Annotated in this window: 13 protein-coding genes; 7 read left to right on the top strand and 6 right to left on the bottom strand. The window is 63.8% G+C overall.

Annotated features, from left to right (window positions below; genetic code table 11):
• The 5 genes from M3465_RS07915 to M3465_RS07895 all read right to left on the bottom strand — a co-directional run bounded on the left by M3465_RS07915 (position 1) and on the right by M3465_RS07895 (position 8,785).
• Positions 1 to 2,160 (bottom strand): ATP-binding cassette domain-containing protein, encoded by a 2,160-nt coding sequence (locus tag M3465_RS07915; RefSeq protein ID WP_249501615.1) that lies wholly within the window; start codon positions 2,158 to 2,160, stop codon positions 1 to 3.
• Positions 2,161 to 2,216: 56 nt separating this feature from the next.
• Positions 2,217 to 3,533, bottom strand: coding sequence for a TolC family protein (locus M3465_RS07910; RefSeq protein WP_249501200.1), 1,317 nt, complete (start codon positions 3,531 to 3,533; stop codon positions 2,217 to 2,219).
• 85 nt (positions 3,534 to 3,618) lie between these two features.
• Positions 3,619 to 6,813: an Ig-like domain-containing protein gene (locus M3465_RS07905; protein WP_249501199.1), complete on the bottom strand. Its 3,195-nt coding sequence runs from the start codon at positions 6,811 to 6,813 to the stop codon at positions 3,619 to 3,621.
• A gap of 168 nt (positions 6,814 to 6,981) precedes the next feature.
• Positions 6,982 to 8,115 (bottom strand): Gfo/Idh/MocA family protein, encoded by a 1,134-nt coding sequence (locus M3465_RS07900; protein ID WP_249501198.1) that lies wholly within the window; start codon positions 8,113 to 8,115, stop codon positions 6,982 to 6,984.
• Positions 8,084 to 8,785, bottom strand: coding sequence for a GntR family transcriptional regulator (locus M3465_RS07895; RefSeq protein ID WP_249501197.1), 702 nt, complete (start codon positions 8,783 to 8,785; stop codon positions 8,084 to 8,086). The genes M3465_RS07900 and M3465_RS07895 overlap by 32 nt, the downstream gene beginning before the upstream one ends.
• Positions 8,786 to 8,871: 86 nt before the next feature.
• Between M3465_RS07895 and M3465_RS07890 the strand changes: the two genes are divergently transcribed.
• The 6 genes from M3465_RS07890 to M3465_RS07865 all read left to right on the top strand — a co-directional run bounded on the left by M3465_RS07890 (position 8,872) and on the right by M3465_RS07865 (position 14,470).
• Complete coding sequence (locus M3465_RS07890) at positions 8,872 to 10,026, top strand: LLM class flavin-dependent oxidoreductase (protein ID WP_249501196.1); 1,155 nt, start codon at positions 8,872 to 8,874, stop codon at positions 10,024 to 10,026.
• Positions 10,026 to 10,913, top strand: a complete 888-nt coding sequence (locus M3465_RS07885; protein WP_249501195.1) for an aldo/keto reductase — start codon at positions 10,026 to 10,028, stop codon at positions 10,911 to 10,913. The genes M3465_RS07890 and M3465_RS07885 overlap by 1 nt, the downstream gene beginning before the upstream one ends.
• Before the next feature lie 8 nt (positions 10,914 to 10,921).
• Positions 10,922 to 11,428, top strand: a complete 507-nt coding sequence (locus tag M3465_RS07880; RefSeq protein ID WP_249501194.1) for a flavin reductase family protein — start codon at positions 10,922 to 10,924, stop codon at positions 11,426 to 11,428.
• Positions 11,429 to 11,504: 76 nt separating this feature from the next.
• Entirely contained in the window at positions 11,505 to 12,089 is a 585-nt protein-coding gene (locus M3465_RS07875) for a TRAP transporter small permease (RefSeq protein ID WP_249501193.1), read from the top strand.
• Complete coding sequence (locus M3465_RS07870; RefSeq protein WP_249501614.1) at positions 12,089 to 13,378, top strand: TRAP transporter large permease; 1,290 nt, start codon at positions 12,089 to 12,091, stop codon at positions 13,376 to 13,378. Before M3465_RS07875 ends, M3465_RS07870 begins: the two co-directional genes overlap by 1 nt.
• A 33-nt stretch (positions 13,379 to 13,411) precedes the next feature.
• On the top strand, positions 13,412 to 14,470 hold the full coding sequence (locus M3465_RS07865) for a TRAP transporter substrate-binding protein (protein ID WP_249501192.1): 1,059 nt from the start codon (positions 13,412 to 13,414) through the stop codon (positions 14,468 to 14,470).
• A gap of 107 nt (positions 14,471 to 14,577) precedes the next feature.
• Here the strand turns inward: M3465_RS07865 and M3465_RS07860 are convergent, their stop codons facing one another.
• The gene (locus M3465_RS07860; protein ID WP_249501191.1) at positions 14,578 to 15,054 is read right to left on the bottom strand and encodes a tetratricopeptide repeat protein; all 477 of its coding nucleotides are present in this window, start codon (positions 15,052 to 15,054) and stop codon (positions 14,578 to 14,580) included.
• A 36-nt stretch (positions 15,055 to 15,090) separates the two neighbouring features.
• Between M3465_RS07860 and M3465_RS07855 the strand changes: the two genes are divergently transcribed.
• Complete coding sequence (locus M3465_RS07855; RefSeq protein WP_249501190.1) at positions 15,091 to 16,347, top strand: cytochrome-c peroxidase; 1,257 nt, start codon at positions 15,091 to 15,093, stop codon at positions 16,345 to 16,347.
• Positions 16,348 to 16,355 lie beyond the last annotated feature (8 nt).

The raw sequence follows: 16,355 nt of genomic DNA, 5'->3' as shown, positions 1-16,355 counted from the left end.
TCAAGTTCCCTGCGCCGTGCGCAGATGGTCGAGCACCCGGTCGCGCGGCCCGTCCACGACGAGGCGGCCATTGGCCAGCACGCTGGTCCGACTTGCCAGCGAAAGGATCGGCACCCGGTGCGTCGCGATTACCGCAGTCCGGCCCTCAAGCCAGGTTTCGAGCCGCGATATCAGCGTTTTCTCCAAGGTCTGGTCCAGCGCCGCGGTCGGCTCATCGAGCAGGCAAATCGCCGGATCCTGAAGCCAGAGGCGCGCCCAGCCGATGGATTGGCGCTGCCCGACAGAAAGCCCCTCCCCGCCATCGCGGATCTCCAGGTCAAGCCCTTGCGGATGGCCGCGCAGGAACGGGCCGAGCCCGGCAAAATCCAGCGCGGCCAGAAGCCGGTCGTCATCGCGCTCCAGCATGTTGAGGTTCAGATTGTCGCGCAGGCTGCCATGGAACAGCCGGACGTCCTGACCGAGATAGCCGATGGAGCGGCGCAGATCGCGCATGTCGATCTGGCTCATGTCCGTGCCGTCGATCAGGATCGTTCCGGAAGTCGGCCCATAAAGCCCGGCGAGAAGCTTGAGCAGGGTGGATTTGCCCGACCCGTTCGCACCGAGGATGGCGAGCGTCTGGCCGGGCTGGATCGCAAGGCCGGGGATATCGAGAACCGCTACGCTTTCCTTGTCATAGCGAAACGCCACTTCGCGCAGCTCGAACCGCCCGTTCAGCCGGTCGCGGCGCAGGTATTTGCGGCCGTCGCTGCGATCCTGCGGAAGTTCCGCCACCCCGCCCAGCGCATCGAGCGCGGCCCGGACGTTGCCCCAACGCGCCATGATGCCCGAAAGCTGGGTCAGAGGCGCAAGCGTGCGCGAGGTCAGGATGCCCACGGCGATGATCGAGCCGACGGTGAATTCGCCGGCGAACACCAGATAGGTGCCCGCAATGACGGCGGCGACATAAGTGGCCTGCTGCACGCCCTGGCTCCAGAATGTCAGCGCAGCTGCAAGGCGGCGCTGTTCGGAGGATTTGAGCGACTGAACGCTCGTCAACTCTTCCCATTGCCGGGCGAAACGGTCCTCGGCGCGCTGCGTCTTGATCGTGTCGAGCTCGCTCACGGCTTCGTTGAGCAGGCGCGATTGCCGGGTCGAGGCGCCCTGCATCGCTTGCGTGATGCGAATCATTCGCTTTTGAAGCAGGAAGCCCGGCACGACCATCAGCAGCGCGCCCGCGATCAGAACCCAGACAACGCTGCCCGCGATGGACCACACGAGCAAGAGGAACAGCAGAATGAACGGGATATCGGCCAAAGCGCCGATGGTCGATGCGGTGAAGAACTCGCGCACAGAGGCGAATTCGCGCATGGCGGCGAAAAGCTGCGAGGGCGCGCGGCCCGGAGTGTCGGAGCGCATCCCGAGGATCCGGTTTAAAAGCGTCTTCTGCACGCCGGTTTCGATCTGCCGCCCCGCGCCATCGAGCAAGCTGGACCGCGCGACTTTCAGGAACCCTTCCAGAACGATCGCCATTCCCGCCCCGATCGCCAGCACCCAGAGCGTGGCCGTCGATTGATGCGGGATCACGCGGTCATAGACCTGCAGCGAGAAAAGCGCGACGGCCACCGCGAGCAGGTTGGCGACCAACGATCCCAGAGCGACCTCGCCGAACTGGCGCCCATATTGCGCGAAACTGCCCCAGAACCAGTGCGGATCATCACCCTTTTCGGCGTGCAGTCCAACCAGCGTTTCGACAGGTGCCTCGCCCCGGATCAGCACACCGCTGAAAAACGGCGCGAACTCCGATGCCTCTACCCGTTCGGTTCGGTCCGGGGCCGTTTCGTCCCAGATGGTGAGCGTCATGCGGTCCTGTGACAGGACCAGCACCGCCTGGCCATTCGTCATCAGTGCGATGGCCGGCCATTGGTCCGGCGTCAGATGCGCGCCATGGCGGCTCTGCGCGAGCATCCCGGCCGCTTTCACACCTGCCAGAAGCGCCGCTTCGCCGACAGCGCCGTCTGTGCCGGGATGCCGGCTCATCGCGTCCTGAATATCGGCGGCGGCGGTGGGAAGGCCGAGCCGGCCCGCATAAGCGCGGATCAATTCGGTGCGCGCGCGGATGCGGTCCGAATGGCGCGGCGCGCGGCCCGGCTCGTTCGCGGCCGCGCGGCTCTCCGGGGCCATGCGCAGCACGGCATTGCCCGCTGGCCCGCCGACGAGCCTGATATTCGACAGCCCGCTCAAATCCGCGCCCCATCGGCCAGAACGCCCAGCCGCTTCGCCGCGTCGAGCCTTGCCCGTGCGGCGCGGTATTTCAGATCGAGTTCCTTCTCCAACGCTCGCAGGAAGGTTTCGTAAACTCCGACCACATCCATGACCTGCCGCGTGCCGGATTCGTATTGCAGGCGGAAGAGATCGAGGTTTTCCTTCGCCTGCCGGGTCAGCAGCGCGGCTTCCTCCGCTTGCCGGGCCAGCGCGGCCTGCTCACGTGCGTCGGCCTCGATGGCGCGGCGGGCCAGATCGCGCGCTTCGGTGACCTTGCGATCAGCGGTCAGCTTGCCCGCCTCGGCGGCACGGAGCGCAGCGCCCGTGCCGAAACCGAGCGGCGTGTCGCTGCTGCCCGTCAGCGTGACGCTATCGGCGCCGCCACGTGCGCTCCCGCCCAAGGACAGACCGGGCAGATGTTGCGCCCGCGCAATGCGCGCCTTCGCCAGCTGCCGGTCGCGTTCGACCATGACGCGCAGGACCTCGGGCGGCTCAACCTGGGTTACCTGGCGCAGATCTCCAAGCCCGCGCAGATCCCCGAGCGGCACGGACGCCATCGCCTCCAGCTCCGCCACTGCCCGAACCGTCTTTTCCTCTGCCGCCGCATGCCGCGCGCGCAGATTGGCAAGCTTCTGCCGCACCACGCTGAGATCCGACAGATCCGACACCCCGCCCCTTACGCGCTCCTGCATGACCCATTCGAACCGCGCCATCTCGTCGAGCGCCTGCGCGTAAAGCCGGCTTGCCGCGCGGCCTTCTTCGGCCTGCAGGTAGAGGCTCAGCCCCTCATGCACCCGCGAATTGCTGCTTTCCGACAAAGCGACAGCGGCCAGTTCGACATCGGCTTTCGCAAGGTCCCGCTCGGCCTTCTTGCGTCCATTGTCGAACAGCACCTGATTGAGCACCAGGTCGGCGACGAGATCGCCCAGCGAGGTCAGCGACACGCGCGGCGAAAGGGTCGGCAGCCAGTTACGCGACGCGGCCTCGGCGCGAAGCTGGGCGACCTGCAGCTCCGCCTCGGCCACCCGCGCATCGGCGGCCAGCACACCGGCGGCAACCTCGGCATAGGGGGTGCCCGGTTCAAGAACGCTTTGCCGCGCCGAGAGATCGAGGATGACTGGCGAGACCGCGGCCTGCCTGTCGGTGGCGGGCGGCACGCGCGGGCCTTCCGCGCCCGGCAGGACGTTCAGGAAACGCGAGACGGCATCTCCGTCTCGAACGTCCTTCAGGCATCCCGACAAGGCGGTCGCCGCAAGCAATGCGCCAGCGATGGCTCTTCTGCTCTGCCTCATCTTCCCTGAGCCCCCGCGTAAAACCTTGTCTTGTGTCGGGGCCCGGACCGCGCGTCTTGCCGGTCCGAACGATCGGTCCTTCGCGTCAGATCGTGACGTTTCCGATATCTTCGTCGATCAGCACGGTGGCATCGCCCAGATCGTAGACGTTGAATGTCGTTCCGTTCTCGGTGCGCGCGCCGCTTTTTGTGGCGCCCGCAAGGGTTACGGAATCGTTCGCGTTGCCATGCACCTGCACTTCGTTCGTGTCTCCCGACAGGGCCAGAACCTGTGCTTCGGTCAGGGTAAGCGATGCGTTGTCGGCGAATTCGAGATCGATGGACTTGATCTCGTTCGCGCCCTGATTGCCGATCACGGTCACGCCGTTCTGCGTCGAGGCCGGATCATCGACGAAGATATAGGTGCCGGACGTGTTGCCCGCCGCATCGGTCTGCGTGACGACAAGATGCGAGCCGTCCGGGACGTTCTGATTGAAACTATACTGCGTCTCATCGCCCTGAACGTATTCGGTCACTTCCACCGGCTGATGCCCGCCGCTCCCCGTCACGCGGCTGATCGCGACGTCATGCTCCGTCGTTTCCAGAGTCAGACCGCGCACCTGCTCGCTATCGTCACGGGTGATCGAGGTCATGTCCGGCGCATCCGGGGCGATGGTATCGACGACCATCTCCTGCGTGATGGATTCAGTATTGCCCGCCCGATCCGTGGCGGAAATCCCGATGGAGACCGTATCCCCATCGGCCGCCGGGATCATGCTCGCAGGAACGGCCACGGACCAAGCGCCGCTGACCGCGACCTGCGCTGTCATCGTCTGACCGTCGATCGTGACCGTGACGCTCGAGCCCGGCTCCACATCGCCGGTCAGGGTAAAGCCCTGCTTGGCTTCGGCCGCGTTTACAACACCATCGGCGCCGCCGGGAGTGGTTGTCGAGGTGAGCGGCGCAACCTCGGTATCAACACGGAACATCTTGGTTGTCGTCGCGGTATTTCCGGCGGCATCCTCGGTGCTGATCTGCGCCGTGGTGCTGTAGGTGCCGGTCGGCAGATCGACAGGCGAGAAACTGACGCTCCAGTTGCCCTGCGCATCGACAGTGGCGATCCGCGTGATCCCCTCGACAGCCACGGTGACCGAGCCGCCCGGCTCGGTCGTGCCGCTGAGCGTCACGCCGGCGGCATGTTCGGCCCCGTTCACGACGTTATCGGTGGTGACAGGCGCGCTGCTGACCGCGAAATTGCGCACGATGGTATCGACCATCACGCTGTCGGTGCGCGTTAGTTCGTTGCCGGCGGCATCGACGGTATAGGCGGTGATCTGCGCCTCATGTTCACCGGGGCGCACTTCGCCCGCCCCATAGGACGCGGACCAGAGCCCGAACGCATCGGTCTGGACCGTCTTGGTCACGCCATCGAGCGCCACATCAACCATCTGATGCGGCGTCGATGTGCCGGTCAGTGTCACGCCATCGGAGGCTTCGACTTGGTTGACGATATCATCGCCCTCGACCGGTTCGGGGCTGATCGTCAGAAGGCCCGCGTCGGTGTCGAACACCACGTTGCGGGTCTCGGTCACGGTATTGCCCGCCGGATCGGTCGAGCTTGCCGTGAGGATCGCGCTCTGCTCGCCGCCCGGCAATTCGCCCGGCAGGAAGGTCACGCTCCAGTTGCCTTGCGCATCGACGGTTCCGGGGCGGGAAACGCCGCCGAGGCTGATCGTGACATTTGCGCCCGGCTCTGTCGTGCCGGTGACGCTCAGGCCCTGCTCCGCTTCCTCGCCATTGACGACGCCATCCGCGCCGCCCGCTTCGCTGGTGATGTCGAAATTGCGCACCCATGTATCGAGTCGCACATCGCCCGCCGCTTCGCTGACATTGCCGACCGCATCGGTCGCGGTCGCGTTGATCGTCAGCATCTGCTCGCCCACGGGAATTTCCGTTGCCGCGAACGTGACGCTCCAGTTGCCCTGCGCATCGACATTGGCCGCGCGCGTATAGCCGTTCATCTCGACCGAAACATCCGAGCCGGGATCGGTGGTGCCGGTGATCTGCACACCATCGGCGCGTTCCTCGTCATTGATGACGCCATCGGTCTCGATCATGGCGGCATCGATGGTCACGCCGGACACGGTGTCGATCTGGATGCCATCGGTAATCGTCGTGGAATTGTTGAAACTGTCGGTCGCCACGACCTTGATATCGGCGACGTATTCGCCCCGCTCGAAAGTCGAGCTTGTCAGCGTGACGCTCCAGTTGCCCTGCGCATCGACATCGGCGCCGTGGCTCACACCGCCAGCGACCAGCGCGACAGAGGCGCCCGGTTCGGTGGTGCCGGTCACGGTCGCGCCGCCGTCGAATTCGCTGTCGGTGATGATCTCTCCGCTCGCCATCGTGCCGCTGGTGATGGCGACGGGCGGCGGCGTGGTGTCGATGATGACCGTGGGACCCGTCAATGTCGTGTCCACCTCTCCGGTCACCGTCACATCGGCGGTGTAGCTGCCATCGGCCGGGAAATCGGGGCCGGTGAAGATCACCTCCCATGTTCCGTCATCGCCGGTCGTGGTTGTCTGCGTCTTGTCGCCGATTACCACGGTGATCGTATCGCCGGGATTGGCGGTGCCGCTCACCAGAACGGTGCGGTCCTCGTCGGTCAGATCGTCGCCGCCGATCTTCACCTCGCCGTCATTCACCGTCGGAGTGATCGGACCGCCCGCTTCGCCGCCCGAGTCGACCAGCTTGCCGCCATCGTCGTCGCCGTCGCCATTGCCGCCCATCACCGCCGCGCCGGTCGCCACAGCGGCGCCCGCGCCGAGCACCGGGAGCAACCCGCCGCCGGCCAGCAAACCGGCTGCCAGCATGGACACGCCACCCTCCTCCTCGGCCGCGACCATATCGGCCGCAACCACCTCGGGCCGGTCAAAGAAGATCAGCGCATCGTCGGGGCTCCACTTGCCCCAACTCGCTACCTCGCCATATTGCGCGAACAGCGCACCGCCATCGCCCTGCGCGAAACTGACCTCGTGCAGAACACCGTCCGTGCTGAGGAACAGGCGGCCCGACCCTTCGGCGCCGAAATAATCCTCCAGCACGATCACGCGCCCATCGGCCAGCGTGATCTGCAGATCGTTTCCCGCGCGGTCGTAGCCGCGCAGATCGTTTCGATGAAGGTTGAGGGACACCTGACGCCCACCCCCGGCGTCGATCAGAAGAGCCTGTCCGCTTTCCCCGACAACACCGCGCTCGGTCGCACCCGCAGGGGTACGGGCAACGAAATCAATCGCATTCATAACAACACCGCTTTACCTCAAGGCCGCCCGTTTTCGGGTTCGGCTTATTTTTGTTCTGATTTTGACGTAGCGCAAAAAACCTGTGGCTCAAAGAACGAATATAATGTCAGCCGGGGTTTTTCTTATGCAACGGCAAAGTGTTGCGAGAAAATTACGGTCGAAATGTGTTCAAAATGTGGCCATCACCCGATGGCTCCGCGCCGCCTCCTGCGCGGCGAGCCCCATCCGAACCGCCCATGCGCCATCCGCCCAACCGACCTCCGGCACCCCGCCCCGGCGCAGCAGATCGATGAAGCGGGCATGTTGAAAATAGGTCGATCCGTTGTGGTCTCCGGCGTCCAGAATGGTCTCTTCCACCGGGATATTCACCGCTCGCGGTCCTTTCGGCGCGCGCGGGCTCGCCACCACCTGCGCGACCGGCGCATCACCAAGCTCCGCCGGCCAGAACCGGCCCGGCCCCGGCACGAACACTTCGAGCTTGCCGTTCGGCCCCACGGCGCTGATCTCCTCCTGGAAGCGTGCGCCTTCGGCATACATGCACAGCTCCAGCATCGCGCGCGCGCCGCTGGCGAAATCGACGGTGACATAGCCGCTGTCCCACACATCCGGCACACGGCCGCCATATCGCTCGTCCAGATGATTCACCATCTGGCCGGCGCTGGCGGAGATGCGCACCGGATCCGAGCCGAGGATCAGACGCATGAGATCGAAAAAATGGCAACATTTCTCGACCAGGGTTCCCCCGGTGGTGCGGTTGAAGCGGTTCCAGTCACCGACCTTGTTCAGGAACGGAAAGCGATGCTCGCGGATGCTCAGCATCGTCACCCCACCGGTGACGCGCTGCACCTCGTGCAAAAAGGTCTGGATCGGCGGCATGTAGCGATATTCCATCGCGACCCAGATCGGGGCTGGATAACGCGCCGCGACGGCCTCGACCCGCGCGAGATCGGCGGAATCGGTATAAAGCGGTTTTTCCATCAAAAGCGGCAGCGGCCGTGTTGCCGCGATCCGCTCCAACGCGTCGACATGACAATGGTTCGGGCTGGCGACCAACAGGCAATCGAGATCCTCGCGCCCCAGAAGCGCATCGAGCGAGCCGCACAGTTCCGCCGACGGGGCGATCGCCAGCGCAGCCGCCGCCATCGCCTCGTTCGGTTCGAAAATCGCCGCCGCCCGCGCACCATCGAGAAGCGCGATATTGCGCAAATGCTCCTGCCCCATCATGCCGCAGCCGATGATGCCGTAATTGATTGTCTTCACCGCGAGCCCATCAGGTGATCCGGGCGACATACGCTGCAACATCGGTATTGATCCAGTTCAGGGACATTTCCGCGATCGCACCGTCCTGCGCGTGGCTGCGCCGCGTCGCGCAGACGCACGCCGTGCCGGGACGCTTGCCGAAGCTGCCGGGCGCCCAATCCGGCAAGGCGCTCAGGCCGATCCGGTCCTCCGCTCGGGTGATCCAGAGGCCAAGCGCCTCGCGGTAGTAAAGGTAAAGCGACTCGCTGAGCGCATCTGCGTCGACACGGTCGGTGTAGCTGCCATCGAGCCAGATCTCCTCCAGCACGGCAGGCACATCGTTGAGCCGCCGCATCCGACGGATCCGGTGGCCTTCGGCGCTCTGGCCGAAGCGCGGCAAACCGGCAGGTTTGACAAGCCGCTGCACCGAAAGAAGATCGGCGGTCGGCAACCCACCGCCCTCGATCAGTTCGACGCGGAAGAACGCGTAGATGGAAGACGCGTCCGCCCGTGCGCGCACATAGTTCCCCGATCCCTGCACCCGTTCGAGAAACCCGCGCCCGGTCAGCTCATCCAGCGCCCGCCGCAAGGTGCCGACGGAAATACCAAGCCGCGCGGCCATATCGCGCTCGGGCGGAAGACGCTCACCATCCGTCAGCCGCCCGGCCTGGATGTCGCGGATCAGCAATTCACTGATCTGGACATATTTCGGCAGGGAATGTGGCTGCGGCATTTCGAAAGATCCACGATTGATACACTATTGATCTACACAAACTCCGGTGCTACGCAAGATAAAATGATGCAAGCCAAAGACACCTTATGACGATCGTGCCAATCACCTCTCCCGATCTCGACGCCGCCGAAGTGTCATGGTTCGCCGCCTTGTGTTCGGACGATTACGAATATCTCGGTGTGCCGGACGGGCGCTTGCGGTCAAGCTGGGCGCATTGCTCAGCCATCGTGCAGGAGGCCGAACGGCAGGGCTTTCGCAACATCCTCTGCCCCTCCTCCTACCAGGTCGGGCAGGACACGCTCAGCTTCGTCGCCGGCTGCGCGCCGATCACGACGCGCATCAACATGCTCGCCGCCGTGCGCTGCGGCGAGATGCAACCGATCATGCTCGCCCGCACCATCGCGACGCTCGATCACATGCTCGAGGGGCGGCTGACGGTGAACATCATCAGCAGCGATTTTCCCGGCGAGACGGCGGAAAGCGCCTTCCGCTACCAGCGCTCGCGCGAAGTGGTGGAAATCCTCAAGCAGGCCTGGACGCAGGACGAAATCAACCACAAAGGCGAGGTCTACCAGTTCGAAGGGCTGACGACCGATCCCGCCAAACCCTACCAGACCGGCGGGCCGCTGCTCTATTTCGGCGGCTATTCCCCGGCCGCGCTCGAACTTTGCGGAGAGCATTGCGATGTCTACCTGATGTGGCCCGAACCCAAGGACGCGCTGGCGCAGCGCATGAAGGATGTGAACGCTGTGGCCGAACGCCATGGCCGCACACTCGATTACGGCCTGCGCGTGCATGTCATCGTGCGCGACACCGAGGCGGAGGCGCGGGACTATGCCCGGCATCTCGTGTCGAAACTGGACGACGAGCAAGGCCGCAGTATCCGAGAGCGCGCTCTCGATGCCGGATCGCTGGGCGTATCGCACCAGTCGAGGAACAGAGACCTCGCGGATATGGAGGGCTTCGTCGAGCCGCATCTATGGACGGGGATCGGCCGGGCGCGGTCGGGTTGCGGTGCGGCGCTGGTTGGCTCGACCGACCAGGTGCTCTCGGAACTGGAAAGCTACCGTAAAATGGGCATAAGGGCGTTCATCCTGTCGGGATACCCGCATCTCGACGAATGCCGCGAGTTTGGCACCCGCGTCTTGCCACAGCTCGAAACCTGTTCGCTGCCGCAGGTCTACGGCCGCGTTCCCGCAACCACACCCGCAACCCCCCTTGGCAACGGAGAACGCCGCTGATGGATCGCATTGCCCTCACCGACACGCTCGATCTCAGCCGCCTCGTCTATGGCATGTGGCGGCTGGGCGACGATGCCGATACCAGCCCGGCACATATCCGCAAGAAGATCGCCGCCTGTCTGGACCAGGGTATCACCACGATGGATCAGGCCGATATCTACGGCGGTTACGCAGCCGAAGAATTGCTCGGCGCGGCACTGACGCCCGATCTGCGCAACCGGATCGAGATCGTCACCAAATGCGGCATCGTCGCCCCGGCTGGGCGGTATTCCCAGGCGCGCGTCAAGCATTACGACACCAGCCGCGCACATCTCATGGCATCGGTTGATCATTCGCTCCGGCTGATGAAGATCGACCATATCGATCTGTTGCTCATCCACCGCCCCGATCCGCTGATGAACCATCTTGAGACCGGCGCGGCGCTTGACGATCTGGTCGCTTCGGGCAAGGTCCGGGCGGTCGGCACGTCGAATTTCCGCCCCTGGGACTGGGACTTGCTGCAATCGGGCATGAGAACGCCTCTGGCAACCAATCAGATCGAGATGAGCCTGTTGCACCATACGCCCTTCACCAACGGCGATCTGGCTTTCCATCAACAAAACGCAACCCCGCCCATGGCATGGTCGCCGCTGGGCGGCGGGGCGCTTTTCAGCGATGCGCACGCCGCGCTTCAACGCGCATTGCGGCAAGTCGCAGAGGCGCAAGGCGTTGATATCGCGGCTGTTGCCGTGGCCTGGCTCTTGGCACACCCGGCAAATATCCTACCTGTGCTCGGCACCAACAATCTGGACCGCATTGCGCGTATCGGCGATGTTGGGCGCGTCCAGATCGACCGGGAGACATGGTTTGACCTTTACACGCACGCGCTTGGCCATGACGTGGCCTGACCTGACCGATGAACGCCTTGACGCATAGCTTCGACCCTTCGATCGAGAACGACGCGGCCTTTCGCGCGGCGCTCGGCCAGTTCGGCACGGGCGTGACCGTCGTGACCTGCCAGACGCAGACCGGGCCGATCGGCATCACGGCGAACAGCTTTGCCAGCGTCTCGCTCGACCCGCCGCTGGTGCTTTGGGCGCCGGCGAAGGCGTCGGCACGCTACCCGTTCTTCATGGAGGCCGAGCATTTCGCGATCCATGTGATCGGCGCCGAGCAGGCGCATCTGGGAAAGGCTTTCGCCCGCGAAGGCGACGCGTTCCACGATTGCGACTGGAGCTATGGCGACAGGGACGTGCCGCTTCTCGGGGGGTGCCTGAGCCGCTTCGAATGCACCAGAACCGCCGCGCATGACGGCGGCGACCATTCCATCATCGTGGCCCGCGTGCGCCGCGTCACCACCAACAAGGGCACGCCGCTCATCTTCTTCGGTGGCCAGTTCGGAGGCTTTACGGAACCACACTAAACGCCCCAAAGTAACAACAGCAAACGATCCGGGGCAGCGCATCGCGGGATGCGACAACAGGAGGAGGCGGCCAAGGATGGCCATATTGCTCGGGCTTCTGGCCCCGTTGCAGATGTTCAACGACATCGTGCTGCGTATTGGCCGTGCCATCGGCGTGGTCGCCATCGGCCTGATGGTCCTGGCGATCCTCTTGCAGGTCTTCTTCCGCTACGCGCTCGGCAACGCGCAGCCGTGGCCGGAAGAGGCCGCGCGGTTCCTGATGCTCTGGATGACCGGGTTGATGGCGCCCTCGGCCTACCGGCGCGGCGGGTTCGTGTCCATCGACATGGCGGTCGAAGCCCTGCCCAGACGCGTAGCTGCGCTTCTGTCGCTCTTTTTGCTCGGCTTGGCGATGCTGGTTCTGATCACGGGGATCGACATGGGCCATAGCCATGTCAAAAGTGGATGGCTCTTTGCCTCGTCCTCTCTCTACGTTCCGCTCGAATTGATCGGAATGACGGGCTTCAAGCTCAAGCTCGCCTGGATGTACCTGTCGCTCTATGTCGGGCTGATCCTCCTTGCCATCGTCAATGTCGAACTGATCCTGCGCGCCGTGGTCTCGCTCCTCGGCGGCGAAGATCGACTGCGACCCATGCGCGAAACGGATCTGGCGGTGGAATGATGCTGGTCTGGTTTCTCCCGCTCTTTCTCGTGTTCCTGATGATCGGCTTGCCAGTGTTTTTCGCACTGCTCGCGGCGCCCGGCATCCTGCTCTTCCTCAACGGGCAAGAGCGCGATCTCGCGCTGCTTTACCGCAATGTCTATAACGGGATGGACAGCTTTCCGCTCATGGCGATCCCGTTCTTCATGCTGGCCGGCGAATTGATGAACCGCGGCGGAATCACGCTGCGGCTGGTCGAATTCAGCCAGGCGATGATGGGTCATTTCCGCGGCGGGCTGGCGCATGTTAACATCCTGTCCTCGATGCTCTTTGCCGGGCTCTCGGGCTCCGCCGTGGCGGACACATCGGCGCTCGGCTCCATGCTCATCCCCGCGATGGAGAAGGAAGGCTATACACGTCGTTTTGCCGCCGCGATCACGGCGGCCAGTTCCGTGATCGGGCCGATCATTCCGCCGTCGGGGATCATGATTATCTACGCCTATGTCATGGGCGAATCCGTGGCCGCGCTCTTTCTGGCCGGGATCCTTCCCGGCATCCTCGTCGGGCTTGGATTGATGCTGACGGTCAAGCTTATGGCCGATCGCTACGATTTTCCGGCCAGCCGCGCCCGATCGAGCTGGGGTGAAAAGGGTGAGGCGAGCCTCAAGGCGTTCTTTCCGCTGATGACGCCGGTGATCATCCTTGGCGGCATTCTCGGGGGCGTGTTCACCCCGACCGAAGCCGCAGCCGTGGCGGTCGCCTATGCGTTGATCATCGGCATCTTCATCATGCGCAGCCTTCACCTGCATGAAATTCCCGGCGTTTTGCAAAACGCCGCAATGACGAGCGCTGTCGTGCTGTTGCTCGTGGGTGCTGCAATGGCCTTCAAGACGGTGGTCAGCCTCAGTCACGCACCCGAACAACTGGCGGCGATCATCCTTGGCCTGTCCGAAAATCCGCTGATCCTGCTGTTCCTGATAAACCTGCTTTTGTTCATCGTCGGGATGTTCCTCGATGCAGGTCCGGCGATCATCATTCTTGGTCCGATCCTCGGCCCGATCTTCACCGATCTCGGCATCGATCCCATTCACTTCGCGATCATCATGTCGGTCAACCTGACCGTCGGGCTCGCCACGCCGCCGATGGGGCTCGTGCTTTTCGTGGCAAGCTCCGTTTCGGGCGAAAAGGTGCAGACCATCGCACGCGCGATCCTCCCCTTCCTTGCCATCGAAATTCTTGTCATTTTCCTCATCACCTTCGTTCCCGAACTATCCATGGCAATTCCGCGCATGACGGGATTTGCCGACTGACCCACCACGATGCATAAAACAGGGAGATTAAGAATGCTTGAACGACTGACCAAGGCGGCGCTGACCGCGGCCATGTTGGCCGGGAGCGCCATCGCAGCCTCGGCGCAGGAGTATACGCTGCGCGCGACCGCCAATTCCAACGAGAATGACGAAGATTACGACGGGCTCGTCGTCTTCAAGAACTACGTCGAGAACGCCTCGAACGGGCAGATCGCCGTCGAGCTTTTCATCGGCACGCAACTCTGTTCGGGCGGCGCAGAATGTCTGCAGGGCGTGGCCGATGGCACGATCGACATCTTTGTCACCACATCCGGTGGGGCCGCCGGGATCTTCCCCTATGTGCAGGTGCTCGATCTGCCCTATCTCATGGCGAATGACCGCGTGGCCGAGCATGTGCTTTCGGGCGATTTCACCCGCAAGATGCGCGACATGGCGCTGGCCGATAGCGGCGATACGATCCGCATCATGACCATCGGCAATACCGGCGGCTGGCGCAACTTCGCCAATACACAGAAACGCGTGACGAAACCCGAGGATCTGGCGGGCATGAAGATCCGCACCGTCGTCGCCGATCTGCCACAGGAGCTGGTCAAGACGCTCGGCGCCTCGCCCACACCGATCAGCTGGCCGGAGCTTTTCACATCGCTGCAGACGGGCGTTGTCGAAGGATCCAAGAACGGTATCACCGACATCATGAACATGAAGTTCCCCGATGCCGGGCTGCAATACGTCACGCTGGACGGGCACGCCTATATGGGCGCGATCTGGGTGATGAACAATCAGGCGTTCCTCGGCCTGCCCGAGGATCTGCGCCGGGTTGTCGTTGATGGCTTTGCCGCGCTGCAGCAAGCAACTTTCGCCAGCCCAAAGCGCAAGTCCATTGCCGCTTACGAGGAATTCGTGGAAGGCGGGGGCGATCTCTATGTGCCTTCGCCCGAGGAAAAGGAAGCCTTCCGGGCGGCCGCCGAGCCGGTCTATGAATGGTTCAAGCAGAACGTAGGCGGCGGGGAGGAAATCTTCACGGCGCTTACCGATGCTGTGAATGAAGCCGAAGCCGAGCTGGACGCAGCCTATGACGCCGATCTGAACTAGGCCGCACGTCCGAACGCAGCGCCAAGCCATTTTCGGATGGCTTGGCCAAACGGGTTCCAAACCGCTCTACCGCCTTATTGCTGCCCAATCGCAGTGATAAGGCGCAGCTACCGAAACGGATAGAGCCACACCCTGTAGTCATCCACGAGCCGCTGCGCATGTTCGATTTCATCCGGCGTCATCTTCCTGGCCACCTCCTCGACGGAGATCGCTGCATCGGGGTCGCCGCCGATCGTGGAAAGCTGATACCACAGGAACGCGCGCACCAGGTCGGGCGCGGCGATGCCCTGCCCGGTTTCAAAATACCATCCAACACCCGATTGCGCCCCGGCATGGCCCTTCATCGCGGCGCGCAGATACCATTCGAACGCGCGGACCGGATCGGGGTCGACACCCAGACCCATCGCATACATGACGCCGATCAGTTCCTCGGCCTCCGCATTGCCCGACCGCGCCGCTGGCCAAAGCGCCCCGCGCGCCTCCTCGAAGCGCCCCTCTTCCATCAGATCGCGCGCATCCTCGATATCGGCGCGGGCCGCACCGGCGATCAGCAAAACCACGATGGCAAGTCGGATCGGGGTCATTTCGCTCTGCTCATCTTCTGCATCCTTGCGCCGGCCGTGTCCGCTCAGCCGATCACGCAGGATGATTTCCTGCCCTTCGACGAAACGCAAGCAAGGCTCGGCCAACTCCTTTTTTATGACAAGATCCTGAGCGGCAACAAGAATATATCCTGCGGCACCTGTCACCATCACGATCTGGGCAGCAGTGACGGCCTGTCGCTCGGGATCGGCGAGGGCGGCTCAGGGCTTGGGCCGGCGCGAATGGCAGGCCACGGGAAAGAGCGGATCCGCAAGCGCATCCCGCGCAACGCTCCGGCGCTCTGGAACCTCGGCCATCGCGATATTCGCGTGATGTTCCATGACGGCCGGCTGGAGCCGTCGGAGATCTACGGCAATGGCTATGACAGCCCGGCAGAGGAATGGCTCCCTCGGGGGCTGACATCGCTTCTGGCGGCGCAGTCGCTTTTTCCGATGACCTCGCAATTCGAGATGGCGGGCAATCCCGGCGAGAACGATATCGCGGGTGCCGTTCATGACCGGATCGACAAGGCCTGGCCGATCATCGCCGCGCGTGTGCGGACCATTCCGGCCTATGGCACGCTCTTTGTCGAGGCGTTCGATCATATCGAGCGGCCAGAGGATGTGAGCATCGTCGAGATCGGCAATGCGCTCGCAGCCTTCATCGGCACCGAATGGGCAAATTACGACAGCCCATATGACGCCTTCGTTGCGCACGGCACGCCCCTTCCCGAAGCCGCCGAACGTGGTCGGCTGCTGTTTTTCGGCAAGGCGGGCTGCGCGCAATGCCACAACGGGCCGCTGTTTACGGATCAGGAGTTCTACGCCATGGGGCTACCGGCTTTCGGCCCCGGCCGGACGCGGCGCTGGGATCCGCTGCCCCGCGATGTGGGGCGCATGGGCGCGACCGACGATCTGCACGATGCATACCGTTTCCGAACACCGAGCCTGAGAAACGTCGCGTTGACGGCCCCCTACGGCCACAACGGCGCTTATGCCGAACTGCGCGACATGGTCAGGCATATGGCCGATCCGGCAAGGGCGCGAGCCGCATGGACACCGAGCAAAGCGCTCTTGCCCCAAGCGCCTTGGCTTGCCCCGGCGGATTTCATCATCCAATCCGACCGGCTGGAGATGCAGCGCCAGGCCCACGCGCTGGACACGCAACCGGTTGGCTTGAATGACGGGGAGATCGACGATCTGGTCGCCTTCCTCCACAGCCTCACCGGCGCTTCCGCGCAAAACCGCCCGCTGGGCCGCCCGCTCGATGTGCCAAGCGGCCTGCCGGTCGATTGATGCGTGAT

Source organism: Marivita sp. GX14005 (genome assembly GCF_023370775.1).
Classification (GTDB): domain Bacteria; phylum Pseudomonadota; class Alphaproteobacteria; order Rhodobacterales; family Rhodobacteraceae; genus Marivita.
Note: the sequence above shows the minus strand (reverse complement) of the source record. Positions and strands in the feature narration are given on the sequence as shown.

What these genes read in the sequence shown, in the direction of transcription:
- M3465_RS07890 (WP_249501196.1), top strand. Translation starts at nt 8,872, where the DNA reads ATGACGATCGTGCCAATCACCTCTCCCGATCTCGACGCCGCCGAAGTG.
- M3465_RS07860 (WP_249501191.1), bottom strand. Translation starts at nt 15,054, where the DNA reads ATGACCCCGATCCGACTTGCCATCGTGGTTTTGCTGATCGCCGGTGCG.
- M3465_RS07905 (WP_249501199.1), bottom strand. Translation starts at nt 6,813, where the DNA reads ATGAATGCGATTGATTTCGTTGCCCGTACCCCTGCGGGTGCGACCGAG.
- M3465_RS07885 (WP_249501195.1), top strand. Translation starts at nt 10,026, where the DNA reads ATGGATCGCATTGCCCTCACCGACACGCTCGATCTCAGCCGCCTCGTC.
- M3465_RS07915 (WP_249501615.1), bottom strand. Translation starts at nt 2,160, where the DNA reads ATGGCCCCGGAGAGCCGCGCGGCCGCGAACGAGCCGGGCCGCGCGCCG.
- M3465_RS07875 (WP_249501193.1), top strand. Translation starts at nt 11,505, where the DNA reads ATGGCCATATTGCTCGGGCTTCTGGCCCCGTTGCAGATGTTCAACGAC.
- M3465_RS07900 (WP_249501198.1), bottom strand. Translation starts at nt 8,115, where the DNA reads ATGTTGCAGCGTATGTCGCCCGGATCACCTGATGGGCTCGCGGTGAAG.
- M3465_RS07865 (WP_249501192.1), top strand. Translation starts at nt 13,412, where the DNA reads ATGCTTGAACGACTGACCAAGGCGGCGCTGACCGCGGCCATGTTGGCC.
- M3465_RS07895 (WP_249501197.1), bottom strand. Translation starts at nt 8,785, where the DNA reads ATGCCGCAGCCACATTCCCTGCCGAAATATGTCCAGATCAGTGAATTG.
- M3465_RS07880 (WP_249501194.1), top strand. Translation starts at nt 10,922, where the DNA reads ATGAACGCCTTGACGCATAGCTTCGACCCTTCGATCGAGAACGACGCG.
- M3465_RS07870 (WP_249501614.1), top strand. Translation starts at nt 12,089, where the DNA reads ATGCTGGTCTGGTTTCTCCCGCTCTTTCTCGTGTTCCTGATGATCGGC.
- M3465_RS07910 (WP_249501200.1), bottom strand. Translation starts at nt 3,533, where the DNA reads ATGAGGCAGAGCAGAAGAGCCATCGCTGGCGCATTGCTTGCGGCGACC.